Source organism: Psychrobacter sp. GW64-MNA-CIBAN-0177, assembly GCF_040309585.1.
GTDB lineage: Bacteria > Pseudomonadota > Gammaproteobacteria > Pseudomonadales > Moraxellaceae > Psychrobacter > Psychrobacter okhotskensis.
The window spans coordinates 24,391-42,581 of sequence record NZ_JBEOOY010000015.1; the positions used below are offsets into that span (position 1 = coordinate 24,391).

12 protein-coding genes are annotated in these 18,191 nt (G+C 42.0%); 11 read left to right on the forward strand and 1 reads right to left on the reverse strand.

Annotated features, from left to right (window positions below; translation table 11 throughout):
* The first annotated feature begins 804 nt into the window (after positions 1-804).
* A complete protein-coding gene (locus AAEY79_RS10020) occupies positions 805-2,040 on the forward strand; it encodes an outer membrane protein assembly factor BamD (RefSeq protein ID WP_352288210.1) in 1,236 nt (411 codons plus the stop codon).
* Between the two features lie 352 nt (positions 2,041-2,392).
* On the opposite strand, the gene AAEY79_RS10025 is transcribed toward AAEY79_RS10020, so the two are convergent.
* Complete coding sequence (locus AAEY79_RS10025) at positions 2,393-3,973, reverse strand: alkaline phosphatase (protein WP_352288213.1); 1,581 nt, start codon at positions 3,971-3,973, stop codon at positions 2,393-2,395.
* Between the two features lie 588 nt (positions 3,974-4,561).
* On the opposite strand from AAEY79_RS10025, the gene AAEY79_RS10030 reads away from it, so the two are divergent.
* From AAEY79_RS10030 to nrdB, 10 genes are all read left to right on the forward strand, one after another.
* On the forward strand, positions 4,562-6,754 hold the full coding sequence (locus AAEY79_RS10030) for a DNA primase (RefSeq protein WP_025653286.1): 2,193 nt from the start codon (positions 4,562-4,564) through the stop codon (positions 6,752-6,754).
* Positions 6,755-7,248: 494 nt separating this feature from the next.
* A complete protein-coding gene (gene rpoD, locus AAEY79_RS10035; RefSeq protein ID WP_025653285.1) occupies positions 7,249-9,168 on the forward strand; it encodes an RNA polymerase sigma factor RpoD in 1,920 nt (639 codons plus the stop codon).
* A gap of 258 nt (positions 9,169-9,426) precedes the next feature.
* Positions 9,427-9,783, forward strand: a complete 357-nt coding sequence (locus AAEY79_RS10040; RefSeq protein ID WP_025653284.1) for a YbeD family protein — start codon at positions 9,427-9,429, stop codon at positions 9,781-9,783.
* A gap of 514 nt (positions 9,784-10,297) precedes the next feature.
* The gene (gene nrdA, locus AAEY79_RS10045; protein WP_352288216.1) at positions 10,298-12,574 is read left to right on the forward strand and encodes a class 1a ribonucleoside-diphosphate reductase subunit alpha; all 2,277 of its coding nucleotides are present in this window, start codon (positions 10,298-10,300) and stop codon (positions 12,572-12,574) included.
* 99 nt (positions 12,575-12,673) lie between these two features.
* On the forward strand, positions 12,674-13,615 hold the full coding sequence (locus tag AAEY79_RS10050) for a nucleotidyltransferase (RefSeq protein WP_201566700.1): 942 nt from the start codon (positions 12,674-12,676) through the stop codon (positions 13,613-13,615).
* Between the two features lie 2 nt (positions 13,616-13,617).
* On the forward strand, positions 13,618-15,276 hold the full coding sequence (locus AAEY79_RS10055; protein WP_201566703.1) for a ThiF family adenylyltransferase: 1,659 nt from the start codon (positions 13,618-13,620) through the stop codon (positions 15,274-15,276).
* Positions 15,273-15,737, forward strand: coding sequence for a Mov34/MPN/PAD-1 family protein (locus AAEY79_RS10060; protein WP_227692058.1), 465 nt, complete (start codon positions 15,273-15,275; stop codon positions 15,735-15,737). The genes AAEY79_RS10055 and AAEY79_RS10060 overlap by 4 nt, the downstream gene beginning before the upstream one ends.
* Positions 15,730-16,560, forward strand: coding sequence for a DUF6602 domain-containing protein (locus AAEY79_RS10065; protein ID WP_201566706.1), 831 nt, complete (start codon positions 15,730-15,732; stop codon positions 16,558-16,560). Before AAEY79_RS10060 ends, AAEY79_RS10065 begins: the two co-directional genes overlap by 8 nt.
* Before the next feature lie 37 nt (positions 16,561-16,597).
* The gene (locus AAEY79_RS10070; RefSeq protein ID WP_201566709.1) at positions 16,598-16,981 is read left to right on the forward strand and encodes a hypothetical protein; all 384 of its coding nucleotides are present in this window, start codon (positions 16,598-16,600) and stop codon (positions 16,979-16,981) included.
* Positions 16,982-17,048: 67 nt separating this feature from the next.
* Complete coding sequence (gene nrdB / locus AAEY79_RS10075) at positions 17,049-18,182, forward strand: class Ia ribonucleoside-diphosphate reductase subunit beta (protein WP_101210999.1); 1,134 nt, start codon at positions 17,049-17,051, stop codon at positions 18,180-18,182.
* Positions 18,183-18,191: the final 9 nt, after the last annotated feature.

Consider the following 18,191-nt stretch of genomic DNA (forward strand, 5'->3'; position numbering starts at 1 on the left):
TCATAACAGATTTAGACATAAAAATGCCTGACATGATTTTATAAAGTAGTTATAGCAATGCACTTCTTATAGTAATAAAGCACTTATAATAAACCACTTTATAAGAAAAATTTATAGGCAAATATAGTGCGCTATAACAAAAACAACGCCTCGCATTGACCATCAAAACCTATCTTGGTCAAGAAATCAGCGGCAGTAGTGCCATAGTGTAGCATGCCAAGTGCTCAAGCCCTATAGAAGCTGCGCGTTATCTGTCATTTTATCCCTATCATTTGATCGCTAAATCATCGACAATTAACTCTCTAAAATATGACGTTGCTGTAATTTACTGTATATTTGTCGATGTCAGCGCCATTCGATATCGCTCGTTGCGACGGCTCATGCTAAACTGCAAAGCTGAAACGTAATAGACAGAGATGTTCAGGATATATCCGCTGGTAGGGCCTTGAATACACTAAGATAAATACGGAAGGCCTTCTGCCATTCAAAGCGCTCTAGATAGATGAACAGCAAAATAGATAACGAAAAAATAGACGAAGCCGCGGTTATTCTATAAAGTAAGCTCTATTTTGCTGTATGCTATGGCACGGTATTTTTAAAAATGTACTTTTAAACTGGTACTATTAAATAAGCCATTGCAAAAACTGTATTTGATAAAAATTATGTTGATTACGAGTCGGCTTACCTATTAGCATACTCAATAATAAACCGTTAACTGGTGCGTTACGCATCGTTTTTATTATTAACCTTATATATAGCATGATAGCGCCGCTGCTATTATGCGTCTTGTGTCGGAGAAGAAGTATGCACGCTGTTGGCAATACGTTTATCAAACTGTCCTCAATCACCCTGCTTGCGCTAAGTGTCAACTTGGTGGGTTGTCAGACTTTTAAGAACCTGACCAATAAAAACGTCGATGCAGTCGAAACCGCCGAGAAGTCAGAGCAAGGCTACTATAACGATGCCATCGCTCAGATTGACAAAGCTCGTTATACCCAAGCGATTGAAGACTTGACCAATCTGCGTACTTTTTATCCTACCGGACAGTATGCTGAACAAGCGCTGCTCGATATGATGTATGCCCAATATGAAAGCGGTAAGTTTGAGTTGGCAGCAGCCAGCGCTGATCAGTTTATTGGTCTCTACCCTTCTAATCCGCAAGTCAGCTACGCCTATTACGTGCGCGGTGTGGCCAATATGCAGGGCTCATCTGAAGGCCTTAAATTGTTTAAGCTGAATCAAGCTGAGCGTGATACTGCCTATCTGCGTATCGCCTTTGCCAACTTTCAAGAGCTTATTAATAAGTACCCCAATAGCCCTTATACGCCAGATGCTGCACAGCGTATGACCTTTATTTACAATCAGTTTGCTGAAAGTGAGCTGAGTGCGGCCAGTTGGTATATTGAGCGTGAAGCTTATGTCGCGGCTATCAACCGTGCCAAATGGGTCTTTCAATACTATCCACTGAGCGAGTCTGTACCCGAAGCCATCGCCATTCTCGCCTACAGCCATGAAAAGCTAGGGCTAACCGACTTGGCCAAAGAGTACAAAACCCTATTACAAATCAACTATCCAAATTGGCTAACCAGTGATGGACGCGTCAAGCTCAATACCAAGCGTGACCGCACTTGGTTTAACAAGCTGACCTTTGGTAAGCTTGGCCGTTCGGGTATCAAAGACAGCTCAGTCTCTCAAGGTAACTACACTGGCGCAACCAAAACCCAAGTCGTTCGTAACGCCAATCAGTTGCGATTGCCAAATGACAATGCAACTAACGCCAATGCTGCTAACGCTAATGCACCACTAAATACCCCTCCAACGAACCGTATTGGTGGTATCAATGTCGGCTTAGGTCTGCCTGAGGCGTCCTCTGAACGCGTTACCAACCAAGCCAGCACTGGCTCTACCGCTAGAGAAGCGAATGTTGATCCGCAGAACATCAACCCAACGCGCCGTACCACGCTATCTGATGAGAATAATAGCGATAGTATTCGTCTAACACCAATGGACAATGATATAGTCATAGAAGAAGCTGAATAGTTAGCGTTCATAGCCTTACACTGAAGTGATATAGCTAATCTGTAGTTATTTAAAAAGGCCAACTGATAGTTGGCCTTTTTTTGTTCATACTGATACTGAACAATATCTTTATAGATTTTATGTTTTTAATATCGATAATTGTTCATCATTAGTATCAATGCTACTGTAACACACCCGAGTTTGCAGTTACGGGAAAACTGCTTATGCCTTCGCAAACCACCCTTCTCTAACAACTCACCATAAACGTAGCAGAATTAAGCCCCTCATTATTTAACGCCATTGCCTTTTAAAAGTAGACCGGCCCCCGATAATTATCGAGGGCCAGTCAAATATTTAGGCAGGTATTAATGTATTAGTCTTCTAGTGCTTCCATAGCGTGTTGACCTACTTCTGTGTGATGCAGTACTTTGCCAAAGGGTACGGTAGTATCTCCCGGGCCTTGGGTAAATACCAGTACCGGTGTATTGGTATGGGTGCCGGTGGCCCAGACTACGTTTTGCTGTTCAGCCACTTCGCGAGCCAGCAGGTTTTGACGATTGTCGTCAGTTTGGTAAGCGAAAAAGGCACCGTTAACGTCCATTTTTGGAACGGTTTTGGTGCTTAGATAAGGATGGCCTTCGGTGTAAAGAGGATTGTCCTCGGTTGCGAGTACGCGCGCAGCTTGAGCTTCTGTAATGTCAAAGCCAGTTTCAGAATTTACAATGCGAGCTAAGCTGGCAGGTGTTTGCTGGTCTGCTTCTAGTGCATCGAACTGGCTGTAAAATATGTCGCCGTAGGAGGATTTTTGCTCGTAGAGTGTATCGAGGGTCGCTACGTCGCCGAAGTTGAAGAGCGGTTGGAACTGTTGCTCTTTGAAAACGTTGCCTGGTAGGTCACGTCCGTGGGGTAGATCATTAGCAGAATAGCTGAAGCCAAAGCCACCTGTCTCGTGATCAGCGGTTACCACAATCAGGGTATCGTCACGGCCTTCTGCCCAATCCAATACATAATTAAGTGTTTCGTTCAACCGCAGCATTTCGTGCAGCATAGTGCCAGTGTCGTTGCAGTGCCCTGCCCAATCTATTTGCCCAGCTTCAATCATCAGGAAAAATCCTTCGTCGTTTTTGGACAACGAATTAATCGCTTTTTCTGACATTTCTTTTAGCGTTGGTATGGTGCGGGCGGGGTCATTCTTAGTTTGGTGCTCGGTAATACCGTTTGGCAACGATGAATAAGCAAATAAGCCAAGTATTTTACCGTCGGCCTTTTCCATCTGTGAGCGGTTGAACGCTAAATCATAGTTCTTCTGCTGTGCTTCAGCGATCAAGTTTCGGTTGTCTTTACGCTTGGATTTAATAACGACGCTACCTTCGGACAGCACTTCCAATTCTTGGCGGACAGCTGATTGCTCATCATTGACGGACTCAGGAATCCAGTAACGCAGACCACCGGACAACATGACATCTACGTTATTGTTCAGCAGGTCTTCAGCAATTTCATTTTCTAAGCTGCGATGGCTCTGGTGCGCGGCAAAGCCAGCTGGGGTTGCATGGGTAATGCGGGTATCGGACACCAGCCCGGTGGATTTGCCTAGTTTTTTGGCCTTTTCCAGTATACTTTCTGCGCTGTTACCGTCTTTATCCGTGCCAACCATCTCAGCACCAGCTAGCTTACCGGTTGCCAGTTGTGTAGCGGAAGCGGCAGAATCGACCACTAGGTTGTTGTTGGCGTGGGTCATGGAAATACCCATACGGCCGTTAGCAGCGATCCGGTCAAAGGCTGTTGTGCCGTCGGTGATTACCGAGTTTGGCGCTTGCTTGGCGTACGCCAATAGTAGACCAACTTGTTGTGGCCCCATACCGTCGCCAATGATCATAATGACGTTTTTGGCTTTTTCCGGCGTGGATTGTACTGCTTGCGGCGCAGATTGCATTGTTGTACACGCTGTCAGCATCAGGTAGGTTGTGACCATTCCTGCTGCTACTGTGGCTTTACGGACGTTCATAATAAAATCCTATTACGGTTGGTGTTTTCATGGCTATTTGGGTGCGACTATCGCCACCTCAGCTGTCGTCCAGATGTTTGCCTAGAGTGATATGGTGTAGCTCTCGTTCGTTTCGTCAGCGGAGCCGATTATTTGACTGCTCTCTACCTCCAGCAGAATTAATAGACATGGCTTTTTTACGCAAACCTTCGTGAAGTACGCGCACTCCATGGCTCATTGAACTCATACCGTTTTCTTAATAACTTCCCTATTAAAATGAATCTTCATTGCAGTGAGGAAGCATTCAAACGAATACACTAACACAATTCCGTAACAATATTTCACCGAGTTTAATGACAAATTATCAGTAACTTGGCTTAATCGAAATGCCAGTATACATTTACAAAGGGCTTAAAAGTCATAACAGACTACAGTGATATTTTATTGAGAAATCAAACGAATTATACTAACGGTTTCTCATCTATTTGAAACTATTTTAGGTATTGGTAGCCCTATTTATGAATTGTATGTAGACCTTGTGGTAAAATATTTGTCCTTATGAGTATCCCAAACCATATTCTCGAACAATTAAATAGCCAAGCTGACTTAATCAGTATTATTGGGCGTCACACGACGCTCAAACGTGCTGGTAGTGAGTTTAAAGGCTGTTGCCCGTTTCATGGTGAAAAATCACCGTCTTTTTACGTCAATCCACAAAAAAATATCTATCACTGCTTTGGTTGTAGTGTCGGTGGCAATGCCATCAGTTTTTTACGTGATTATGAAAACCTAACGTTCATCGAAGCGGTCAATGAGCTGTCAAAACAAACGGGCATCGAAGTCCCAAAAGAAGAACAGCAAAACGTTAGTTATCAGCGTACTAAAAAACAAGCTGCTATAAAACCCGCCTCGCGTGCACCCGCTGCTGAAACTGCAAAATTTCAGCCAGCAGTGGATAACCAATTACCAGCAAGCATAGCAACCGATTCTCAGCAGAAAAACTATACAGATCAGCCCACTTATAATGACCATAATAATCATGATAGTAGCTACGATCATAACTATGAAAACAGCTACGACAGCTATCCACCGCTAGACGCTTACGATTCAGCGCCTTATCCAATGGATTCTTATCCTGCCGACTATCAAGATGCAACTAACAATGGCGCTCCACCTGCATGGTTGACCGATACCAATGCTGGCGCAGGCTCACATAGTGACAATAGTGTCTCAGATAAAGACGGCAATCTATACGATTTACTGGAACAAATTCAGCAATTCTATCAACACAACCTCACTATCCATCCGCATGCCAAGCATTATTTCTTATCGCGTGGCATTACTGAAGATATCTTTGAGACTTTTGGTCTCGGTTATGCACCCTTCGGTTGGCAGCATCTTGAGCATCAATTCCCGCAAGATATTGAAGGTCTAAAAGCGCTTGGTTTAGTGCGCCAATCAGAATCTGGGCGCGATTACGACTTGCTTCGCGATCGGGTGATTTTTCCGATTCGTGACAATCAAGGTCGCACCATTGGCTTTGGTGGTCGCGCGCTCGATGATGACGTGAAGCCAAAATATATCAACTCCTCTGACTCGCCCGTTTTTCATAAGCAGCATGTGCTGTACGGCTATTATGAATCACGCCAGCAACGTGCGGATAGTTGGCTGGTGGTCGAAGGTTATATGGATGTAATTGCCCTTTACCAATCCGGTATCTATGGCGCGATTGCCTCTATGGGTACGGCGATTAATGAGAGTCAAATCTCGCGATTATTAACGCTAAATCCTACCCTGACATTAAGCTTCGATGGTGATAGTGCAGGACAAAAAGCGGCTTGGCGAACGCTAGAAGTTGCTCTGCCTGTACTGGCTGATGATAAAGAGCTACGGTTTTTGACACTGCCCAACAATCATGACCCTGACACCTTTATCAAGAGTCAAGGCGGTGACGCTATGCGAGAGCAAATCAAAAATGCCATGCCGCTGTCACAGTATATTTTTGCCTACTTAAGCGAGCGCTATGATTTGACCTTGGTAGAAGGCAAAGCCAAACTGATGTCACAGGTACGTTCACTAACCATGGCGCTTCCCAAAGGCAGTAGCTTTCGTTACCTACTAAATAATGATATCTATCAAAAGCTAGGTGGTAAGCGTAGCCAAAACAAAGAAGCAAGGGACGCGCTGCTAGATTTCGATGGTGATATGACCATCAGCCAGCAATTGCAGCTTTGTTTTTTATTCCAGCCGCGTGCACTGCTTGAAGATCCTATTGAGTCGATCTGGCAACAGGCCGGTATCAACCGCATCAACCTGCCAGCTCATATCAAGGAAAAAGCCTCGCCTGATATCTTGCGTGCACTTGCTTGGGAAGACTTGCAAGATGATGCCCTGCTCGATATCGTCAGCACTATCAAGCGCTGCCTCAATTATTTACCGCAGGACGCCAACGCCGCTGCGCACTTTATCCTGTCGAACGTCAAACCGATTACCCAAGAGATGCTGAGTCGTAACTGGGGCGGCTTTTATAAAACCCTAACGACAAGAAATATTTTGAGCCTTGATGAGCTGATTGAAAACTTGGTCAGTCAGCTTCTCGAACGCAATATGAAGAAAAAGATACAAGAGCTGATAAAAAACCCCGATCATATTAAGCTGGCGATTGTCCGTAAGCAGACACAGCTATTGAACGATTGGCTACGTGCTCAGCAAGCCGAACAATCGGCGCAGATGGTCACCGTGCAGTCTTAATATCTGATGTTATTTTTGGTTTATAAATTGGCAGCCCTTTAAAAGTATGGTGGTTGCCCCCACTACTAGTGATTATGGCCAATCGCTCAAGCCATCTTTATCATTCATTATACGAACAATAAACCATTATACGAATCGAAAATAATGAGTAAATATGATAGAGAGCATGCACTACCTCGTGCTTGACTACACTGGTCTGTGTTAAACTGTGTCGCTAACTATTTATAGCATGGCTTACGAAATGACTATAAGCGTGCATCGTTAAGCACAAATTTTTAGTATTACTTTTAACAATTATTATTTTTGATATATTTTTAACAGTTTTTTAGCTCCGTTATTGTAGTGTTTTGAGCCTTTATTCATATCCACTCATTTTTGATATTGTTGACTGTCCCTACGCCTTATTTTGATTAATCGATTGATTAGATCAACGCACCGAGCGAGCGCTAGCGAGTCACCCTATAAAAATGTCCGATGCAAGTAAGCGAGTATTTATGAACGATAAGTCAGTTTCTAAGTCCACCTCTCAACTGGCCACCTTAATCCAAATGGGTAAAGAGCAAGGGTATCTTACCTATGCCGAGGTGAATGACCAACTACCCGACTCTATTACCGAAAGTGACCAGATCGAAGACATCGTGCAAATGCTGACCGACGTTGGCATTAAAATCTTTGAGTCTGCCCCAGATGCCGATGACATCTTGATGAACGATGATTCAAGTGATGATGACATGGCAGCGGATGAGGCAGCGGCCGTCTTGGCCTCTGTTGAGACAGAGCCTGGTCGCACCACTGACCCTGTGCGTATGTATATGCGTGAGATGGGTACGGTTGACCTCTTAACCCGTGAAGGCGAGATTGCTATTGCCAAGCGTATCGAAGAAGGTATTCGTGACGTCCAGCATGCGATGTCATACTGGCCGGGCACGGTACAATTCGTCCTTGATGAATATCAAAAAGTGCAAGATGGCGACAAAAAACTCTCTGATGTCATCACCGGCTTTTTGGATCCTGAGACCGAAGAAGACAAAATAGCGGCTCAAGAAGCCAAAGAAGCGGCGAAAGAAGAGCGCGAGCGCATCAAAGAAGAAAAAGAAAATCCGCCTGTTATCAAGCCAAAAGCCAATGCGAAAGACGATCTCGATGATGACGACGCTGATGATATTGATGACGCTGAGGAAGAGGAAGAAGAAACGGGCGGCATCGATCCAGAAGAAGTACGCTTGCGTCTAGAAGAGATCGAAAACCTATTTATTAAAGCAAAACAGGCCTTGCTCGACTATGGTCGTGGTAGCGCACAAGCCGACGAAGCCTATGCACAATTGGCAGAACGCTTTATGATGCTCAAGCTCAACAATCGCTTGTCAGACCAAGTCATGGCTATCATGCATGACGTGTATGATGATGTGCGTAAGCAAGAACGTCAAATCATGCGTTTGGTGATTCGCCGTGGTCGTATGCCGCGTGATGAGTTCCGCAAGACCTTCCCTAGTAACGAAACCAACGTTGATTGGCTCATTGAGCGCCTAAAAGGCAAGCCCGCTTTTGCTGGTACGCTAGAAAAAGTCACCGATGACGTGATTTTGCTACAGCGTAAAATTCGTGATTACGAGCAGCAGCTCGACATGAAAATCCACGATATGAAAGACGTCGCCCGTCGTATGGCAGTCGGTGAAGCCAAAGCTCGCCGCGCCAAAAAAGAGATGGTCGAAGCTAACTTGCGTCTGGTTATCTCTATCGCTAAGAAATATACCAACCGTGGTCTACAGTTCTTGGATTTAATCCAAGAAGGTAATATCGGTCTGATGAAAGCGGTCGATAAGTTTGAATACCGCCGTGGTTATAAGTTCTCGACCTATGCCACTTGGTGGATTCGTCAGGCGATTACCCGCTCTATCGCGGATCAGGCGCGTACCATTCGTATCCCTGTGCATATGATTGAGACGATTAATAAAATTAACCGTGTTTCACGTCAGCTATTACAAGAGATGGGACGCGAGCCGACACCTGAGGAATTAGGCGAACGCTTAGAGATGGACGAAGTCAAAGTCCGTAAAGTGCTAAAAATCGCCAAAGAGCCTATCTCTATGGAGACGCCTATCGGTGATGACGAAGACTCACATCTAGGCGATTTCATCGAAGATGGTACGATTTCAAGTCCTGTTGATGATGCAACCGCGGCTGGTCTGCGTGAAGCCACTCGTGACGTATTGGGTAATCTGACTGAGCGTGAAGCACGTGTCCTAAAAATGCGTTTCGGTATCGATATGCCAACGGATCATACGTTAGAAGAAGTTGGTAAGCAGTTCGATGTGACGCGTGAGCGTATTCGTCAGATTGAAGCAAAAGCCCTACGTAAATTGCGTCATCCATCACGTTCAGAGCACCTACGCTCTTTCCTTGAAAATGACTAATTTATCTAGGTACAAAATGCTGAACACGATATAAGCATTCTTAAAATCAAATCAAAAAAGCTGAGCATGACTCAGCTTTTTTGTGTCTACAAGATAGTCATTTATGGTATTGCTAGCTTATTTTAACAATAGCAGTGCTCTTTTTCAGCGCTACTAATTTGCTTCAATACGTATCAGTGCCCTTGAATAATGGGTCAAGTGCCATTATAAATAGCCAGTATGTAAGCGACATTCTCAAATAACGATAAGGATACGATGATGAGCGATAACAACAACCCAAAAAGAGACGTCAAAGTGACCGAGTTAGTCGCCAATGACGGTATTTTGAAAGGCAAAAAAACCGACGTGCAAAATCCTGAGCTTTGGGAGTTCCCAATGAACTACCCACTGAGCATCATCGGTCATGAAGGCGAGCATGAGAATTTGCTGAATGAAGTGAAGCTCATCCTCGGTAGCCAGTTCCCAGAGTTTGATTTGGCGTCTATGGAAGTCAAACCGTCAAAAACAGGACGTTTTCATTCGGTACGTGCCAATCTGTACTTAACCACTGTTGAACAAGTAAATACGCTTTATGCCTCACTAGACGATGCCAAAACGGTACGCTTGGTTGTATAAACAGGGAATGGGTGTTTAGAAAAAAACAACCCTTTTTAGGTCTAAATCGTCACTCATATGGGTGGCGATTTTTTGTTGTCTGCGGTACAATCTGCATCCGAATTATTACGGTGATGACCACAACTATCACTCGACCCTTTAGCAAATAATAAAAAGCAAACGACCATCCATTTTTACAAAAAATTTATTATTTGTGTCATTCGCACCTAACCCTTGCCCCGTCGTCCTTTGCCAAAATTTGGACGCGCTTTCACCCCTTAGCAACATAGTTTGCTACTAAAATCAATATAGTATTTTCAAAATTTTCCCGCTATATTGTGCCTACCTACTAATAAATACGCTACATGTAGTGCTCAATGATTTTTATCATTATTTCGAGCAGCTGGATGCTTTTGCCATAAAAAAGCACCGCTAAGCTATTGATTATTAGTAGTTTGATTATTAATTTAATAATAAACGTTTCGCGGACTTAACCGCTTAGCGAATAATATAAGCAATCATCTAAGAGGCTAGCATGACACATATCGACAAAATCCAAGTGACCAAACGTGACGGACGTTTAGAGCCTATTGATTTAGACAAAATTCACAAGGTTATTGCCTGGGCAGCGGACGATTTGGATAACGTGTCTGTGTCACAAGTAGAGCTAAAGTCGCACATTCAGTTTTATGAAGGTATCAAAACTCGTGATATTCACGAGACCATCATCAAGTCTGCCGCTGACCTAATCTCTGAAACCACGCCTGATTATCAATATCTGGCTGCGCGTTTGGCCATCTTCCATCTACGTAAGATTGCTTATAACAAATTCACCCCGCCGCACCTATATGACCATGTTAAAACTTTGACTGATGCTGGCAAATACGATCAGCACATCCTAGCTGACTATAGCCGTGCTGAATTTGACGAGTTAGAAGAGTATCTGGATCACTGGCGCGATATGAATCTTGCTTATGCGGCGGTTGAGCAAATGGCGGGGAAATACCTAGTACAGGATCGTGTGAGCAAGACTGTCTATGAAAGCCCGCAGTTCTTGTACATGCTGGTCGGTATGTGCTTGTTTAGCCGTTACGAAAAATCAGAGCGTATGAACTATGTGAAGCGCTTCTATGATGCGACCTCAGAATTCAAAATCTCACTACCGACGCCTATCATGTCAGGTGTGCGTACCCCATCGCGCCAGTTTAGCTCGTGCGTACTGATCGAATGTGGTGATAGCCTAGACTCAATCAACGCGACCACTAGTGCCATCGTACGCTATGTATCACAGCGTGCTGGTATCGGCATCAACGCAGGTCGTATCCGTGCCCTTGGTAGCCCGATCCGTGGCGGTGAAGCACAGCATACTGGCTGTATCCCATTCTACAAACTGTTCCAAACAGCGGTGAAATGCTGCTCACAGGGCGGCGTCCGTGGCGGTGCAGCGACTCTATTTTATCCACTATGGCATTTAGAAGTGGAGTCATTACTGGTACTGAAAAACAACCGCGGCGTCGAAGACAACCGTGTCCGTCATATGGACTACGGCGTACAGTTAAACAAAACAATGTACACGCGCCTCATCAAAGGCCAAGACATCTCGCTATTCTCTCCAGGCGATACTCCTGGCTTGTATGATGCGTTCTTTGAAGATCAAGACAAGTTCGAAGAATTGTATACCAAGTACGAAAATGATCCTAACGTACGCAGCCGTCAAATCCCAGCTGCTGATTTGTTCAGCCTAATGATGCAAGAGCGTGCTAGTACGGGTCGTATCTATATCCAAAACGTCGATCATTGCAACACCCATAGCCCATTTGACGCGACGGTTGCCCCGATTCGCCAGTCAAACCTATGTATGGAAATCGCGCTACCGACTAAGCCACTAGATAACATCAATGATGAAGAAGGGGAAATCGCCCTTTGTACGCTATCAGCGGTCAACTTGGGTAAAGTCGATAACGTCAGCGACATCGAAGAGCCAGCAGAACTCATCGTCCGTGCGCTTGATGCCCTGCTCGACTATCAAGACTATCCGGTGAAAGCTGCGCAAAACGGCAGCATGCGTCGTCGTACGCTCGGTGTGGGCGTGATTAACTATGCGTATTACCTTGCCAAGAATGGAGTGCGCTATTCAGACGACAGCGCGCTTGGTCTGACCCATCAAACGTTTGAAGCCTTGCAATTCTATCTCTTGAAAGCGTCAAACAAATTGGCAAAAGAGCAAGGCGCGTGCCCTGCGTTCAATGAGACAACTTACTCACAAGGTATCTTGCCGATTGATACGTACAAAGCCGACTTGGATAAAATCTGCCAAGAGCCGCTACATCTCGATTGGGAAACGCTACGCACTGAAATCACCACTCACGGTCTGCGCAACTCTACCCTAACCGCCTTGATGCCGTCTGAGACTTCTAGTCAGATTGCCAACGCGACCAATGGTATCGAGCCACCACGCGGTCTGGTCTCTATCAAAGCGTCAAAGGACGGTATCCTCAAGCAAGTCGTGCCTGAGATTGACAAGCTAAAAGATCAGTACGAGCTACTATGGCAAATGCCGAACAATGACGGTTATTTAAAGCTCGTCGCTATCATGCAAAAGTTCGTCGATCAAAGCATCTCTGCCAATACTAACTACGATCCGGTTCGTTATGAAGGTGGCCGTGTACCGATGAAGATATTGCTTAAAGATCTGCTCAACGCTTATAAGCTTGGCGTGAAGACGTTGTACTACCATAACACTCGTGATGGTGCGAACGATGCCCAAGCGGATATGGAAGATGATTGTGCTGGCGGTGCTTGTAAGATCTAAAGTATTGATAGATGGCGGGTTTGGCTTTCGGGTTAAGCTCGCTATCCAGTATTAATGTATTGAAATGGATTTGTAAACACTATTTAAAGGACTAAGATAATGGCTGACTATAAAAGTAACCACCTACAAGAAGTACTTGAAACACATAAGATGAAGCACATAAAAGATGTCTTTGATAAATATAGAGATAGACGTAATGAAATTAAAGATTTCTTAAATGCCGAATACGGTAGCAGAATTTATAGTCCTTTTGATTCAGGATCTTATAGTAAACATACTGCTGTTAATACAAAGTTTGACTTAGATGCAGTTGTACCTTTTAAATATAAAAGCTTCAATACATTAGAAGATATGTTCAGTGATATTTATGACAAGTTAAATGATAAATTTAATGATAGAACTACTGTTCGAAAGCAAGGTGTTTCTATTGGATTAGCCTTTGAAGAAGATGGTATTGATATAGATATTGTACCTGCTCGAGAAACACGAGTAGATGGCTATACCGAAACAAGAAACCTAAACCTTCATATCAACTCCTTAGATCCATCAGAGACTGGGTATTTAAAAACTAATATTCAAAGTCAAATTAATCATATAAGTGGTAAGGACAATGAACGAAAAATTATTAGATTGCTAAAGATCTGGAAATTTCAAAGATCTAAAAAGTATAAGTCATTTTTCTTTGAACTTTTAGTTATCAAAGCTTATAACAGTACCTTACCTACAGGTAATTTATGGGAACAATTTAAGACTGTTCTCCAATATATTGTAGATAATATTGAAAGTTCTACATTTAAACTGCCTGACCCGGGTAACAGCAACAATAATTTAATGAGTACATTAGAACCATACCAAAAAAGCTCACTAAGAAGTGATTTTGAATTGATGCTAACCAATATTGAGAACAACGAAAAACAAATTGAATACTATTTTGAGAAAAATAAAGAATTTTCTGAAGAAGCTAGTAATAATGGTTTGAGCTATGGTGTTGCTGGAGCTACTCCAGTTTCTACTCCTTCATCTAAACAGCGTTTTGGTTAGACATGAGATTCTCTGAAGAAGAACTACGAGATGCTATTAGTAGCATAAGCTATGTATCCAACTTACAAAATCTTAACTTCGATAAAGATTTTGTAAGTTTTAGCATAGCTTTTAATTTCGAAGGTCTCGATGAGGAAATAACTTTTGAAGTAACAATCCATTCTCAATATCCATTTAAGTTTAGTGGTTCTGAGACAATAATTTTCAAAAATATTAATCTAATTAAATATAGTCATGTAATGAGTGATGGCTCTGTATGCTTCCATAATCAACATTGTGTTGATTTCAGACAGAAGTTAATACAGGACTTTGATGCAATTAAAAGTTGGGTTACTAAGTATATAGTTAAAGAAGAAAAAGATAGTCATTATGAGCATCTAATCGTCAATAACGGTCCTTTCGAAGATAGCCATTACTCTTATCAGTTTACTGATGTAAAAGAAAGTTTCAAGAAAGGGGAATTTGGTACAGTTTCTCTCAAACTATTAATTGAATCTCCATACTGTCAAAATCGCATAAATAATTATTTAGCTCAAAGTTTTATTGACCATTCAAGTTTTACGGTCAAAAATTGTGATTGGAACTCTCACTACATGAGTGCTAATCAGAGTGAGCAAGGACTGTATGTCTTTATTGAAGATGCTCCAGCTGTTAATCAGCGATTTTCTTTTGATAACTGGAAAAGTTTCGCAAATCTAATTAGCCAAGATTTTCTAAAGTATCTCTCTAGATATGTGATTAGTGTAAGAAGCAAATATAATCCCAAATTACCAATACCTTTATTTATAGGTTTTCATACAAAAGATAGAACTATACATTGGCAAGTAGCTTTGATTAATATTAATGAAAATATCTTTGAAGGATCAACTGATATAAATGGTAAGCATACTTACAAACTAAGAAACAAGAGTATTACATGGGCAATAACCAACAACTCCTCTTACTCATATTTTTTTGGTCGTGGCTCATTTAATGATAGGTTAACTGATTCAAAAATATTAATTATTGGTGTAGGTGCGGTAGGAAGTAATGTTGCTAAAACTCTAACAAGATGTGGCTGTAGATACATATCATTAGCTGATTATGATATCAAAAAACCTGAGAATGTTTGTCGTTCAGAATATGAGTTTATATATTCTTATGCCAATAAGGTAGATGAGCTACGCTCTCTACTTTATAACATATCACCTTTTATTGATGTAGATATCATTCAAGGCTCTTTAACTCAATATATCAAGATTGAAGCGTACGCTAGAGAGCTTGCAGCTGGTATTGAAACTATATTCTCAAATTATGATTACATTTTTGATTGTTCCACTGACGATGACTTGATGTATATTTTGGATAATCTCAATGTCACAGCTGATATCATTAATTTGTCTATCACTAATCATGCTGAATCACTAGTTTGTGGCGTATCACCAAATACTTATAAATTCGTTAGACATCAGTTTGATAATATTTTAAAAAATGACGTTGAAGATTTATACAATCCTATAGGTTGTTGGAGTCCAACTTTTAAAGCTTCTTATAATGATATCTCTACCCTTGTACAATTTTCTCTAAAACATATCAATATCATGGTTAGTAACAAACAGCTGAATAGCTTTGTAATTAATCAAGATAATAATTATGAGTCTTTGAAAGTGAGTAAGTTTTGACTATTACCAAACACTACAAGAATTTAAAATTAGTAGTCGAAGATAGCTTGTTAAAAAGTATTTATCAGTCAAGCTGTGGACACTACCCTAAAGAGTATGGTGGCTTTTTAATTGGCAAATATTCTGATGATTTTAAAACCTTGTATATTGAACAATCAATCACAGCAGAGATTTTTAAGAGTAGTCGAATTGAGTTTACTAGAGAGTCTAACTATCTGAAATCCGAGTTTAAAAAATTATTTATAGACAAAGGACTCTACTATATTGGTGAGTGGCATACTCATCCAAATGGCGAAGCATGGTATAGCTCAACAGATTTAAGCGCAATGATAAACATTAAGAAGGATCAAGGTGTTAGTATTTCCAATCCCATTTTACTCATTTTGAGTATTACTAACGATAGCCTAAAAGATTTTAATTTCTTTGTTCTTAATAACAATAGGTTAGAGCTATATGAATAAGATTGCACTACCAGAGTTGTTTGCAAGCATGCAACAGCAAATGTCTGCTCAACTAAGTACTAATAGATCTTTCATACATCATCCTGGTTCAAAAGGTGACTCTTTAGAGAATGCATGGATTGAGTGGTTAAGAAGTTACCTGCCTAACCGTTATAGCGTAGATAAAGCAATTATCATTGACTATCTAGGAAACACAAGTCATCAAATCGATGTAGTTATTTATGATAACTATTTTACTCCATTTATTTTTACACAAAATGGTTTCCATTATGTTCCTGCCGAAGGTGTTTATGCAGTTTTTGAAGTAAAACCAGACATTAAAGGAAGTGTTAAAGGTTCGGGAAACTATATAACTTATGCAGGTGAGAAGATAGAAAGTGTTAGACGCTTGACACGCACTTCTACCTCAATGATTAACTCAGGAACCCCTGTTGCACGTAGACCACTAACTAAAATCCTAGGTGGTATTCTAGCTACTACTAATACCTACGATAACAGTAATAATAAGACAATCGAGAGGCATATTAAAAGTTTAGAAAATCTTCAAGGTATCGATTTAGGTTGCGTTGTTGATTATGGTAGCTTCTTTGTTGATTATAATGGTGAGGAAAATATTGAAGAACTTGATTTCATTAAGCGGATAAATGGATATTATGAAAACAGAGAGTTCAACGAACTGCGTTTTAGTCGACCTGAAAACTCTTTAATTACTTTTTTTATGCAATTGACACGTTATCTTCAACAAACTATTGGTACTATTCCAGCTATTGATTTGCAAGCTTATCTCAATGTAATAGGTGAAGAAATAGATCAAGAACTTTAAACGCTATCAAAGAACCAACACCAAAAACGGAGGTCATGTGCAATATACCGCAATCATCAAAGACGGTGGTTTGTTTATCCCTAACGTATTTTCAGACCTAAACGATGGCGGCTCGCATATCGTACAAGTAGAAGTAGACATCGAGGAAGTTCGTCAGCAATTAAGCGAAGGCGCTGTATCAACACTAGAAACACCAAAGAAAGACACCGCAAAAGCACCCAAAAAACCAGCTAAGAGAATAACCAAAAAAGACGCACAGAAAGAAATACAGCAACTGTCAGATGATGAAGGCTTGAGTGCGCTGCGCAAAAGCGCAATCGATGAATTGGAAGCATTGGATGATGTGGAGCTGAGCGAGATATTTAAAGCGTATATGAATGATGGACAGACGTCAGAACAGATATCGTTAGAGAACTTGTAATCCAATCCAAGCAAACCCAGTCAAATCCATATAAATTAATAACCGTATCACTTATAAAGGCAGTCCCATGACTTATTCGATTTTTTCCCAAACACCAAATGACGCCATGAAAGAGCCGATGTTCTTTGGTCAGCCAGTCAATATTGCCCGCTACGACCAACAAAAGCACCCCATCTTTGAGCAATTGATTGAAAAGCAGCTGTCATTCTTTTGGCGTCCAGAAGAAGTCGATGTGTCAAAAGACCGTATGGACTACGGCAATCTGTCCTCGCATGAGCAGCATATCTTTATCAGTAACCTAAAATACCAGACCCTACTCGACTCTATCCAAGGTCGTAGCCCAAACGTCGTGCTACTGCCGCTGGTATCGATTCCTGAGCTGGAGACATGGATTGAGACGTGGTCATTCTCTGAGACCATTCACTCACGCAGCTATACCCATATCATTCGTAATATCGTCAACGATCCCGGTATTGTGTTTGACGATATTATGCAAAACGAGCACATTTTAGAGCGTGCTTCAGACATCGCTCAATATTATGACGAGCTGTATCGCAATTCGCAGCTGTATAGCCTGTACGGTGCTGGTACGCACAATATCAACGGTAAAGAAATCACCGTCGACTTAAAGTCACTTAAGAAGCAAATGTATCTGTGCATTATGGCGGTCAACGTCTTAGAAGCCATTCGCTTTTATGTGTCGTTTGCCTGCTCGTTTGCCTTTGCTGAGCGTAAGCTGATGGAAGGTAATGCCAAAATCATTAAACTCATCGCTCGTGATGAAGCGCTGCATTTGACTGGTACGCAGCATATGCTAAACCTCATGCGCAACGGTCGTGACGATCCCGAGATGGTCGAAATTGCCGCAGAGTGCTATGAGGAAAGCATCGAGATATTCCGCAAGGCGGCTGAGCAAGAAAAAGAATGGGCAGGTTATCTGTTCAAAGACGGCTCGATGATTGGTCTGAATAAAGATATTCTGTGCCAATATATCGAATACATTACCAACTTGCGTATGGAAGCGGTGGGCTTGCCATCAGCTTTCCCGAAATCAAAATCAAATCCGATTCCTTGGATCAATACGTGGTTGTCGTCTGACAATGTACAGGTCGCACCGCAAGAAACCGAAATCAGCTCGTACTTGGTCGGTCAGATTGATTCGGACTTATCAGACAGTGACTTTGATGATTTTGAGCTCTAATGACTTTGG

Coding starts and splice junctions, on each gene's coding strand:
- AAEY79_RS10020 (WP_352288210.1), top strand. CDS start 805: ATGCACGCTGTTGGCAATACGTTTATCAAACTGTCCTCAATCACCCTG.
- AAEY79_RS10025 (WP_352288213.1), bottom strand. CDS start 3,973: ATGCTGACAGCGTGTACAACAATGCAATCTGCGCCGCAAGCAGTACAA.
- AAEY79_RS10030 (WP_025653286.1), top strand. CDS start 4,562: ATGAGTATCCCAAACCATATTCTCGAACAATTAAATAGCCAAGCTGAC.
- rpoD (WP_025653285.1), top strand. CDS start 7,249: ATGAACGATAAGTCAGTTTCTAAGTCCACCTCTCAACTGGCCACCTTA.
- AAEY79_RS10040 (WP_025653284.1), top strand. CDS start 9,427: ATGAGCGATAACAACAACCCAAAAAGAGACGTCAAAGTGACCGAGTTA.
- nrdA (WP_352288216.1), top strand. CDS start 10,298: ATGACACATATCGACAAAATCCAAGTGACCAAACGTGACGGACGTTTA.
- AAEY79_RS10050 (WP_201566700.1), top strand. CDS start 12,674: ATGGCTGACTATAAAAGTAACCACCTACAAGAAGTACTTGAAACACAT.
- AAEY79_RS10055 (WP_201566703.1), top strand. CDS start 13,618: ATGAGATTCTCTGAAGAAGAACTACGAGATGCTATTAGTAGCATAAGC.
- AAEY79_RS10065 (WP_201566706.1), top strand. CDS start 15,730: ATGAATAAGATTGCACTACCAGAGTTGTTTGCAAGCATGCAACAGCAA.
- nrdB (WP_101210999.1), top strand. CDS start 17,049: ATGACTTATTCGATTTTTTCCCAAACACCAAATGACGCCATGAAAGAG.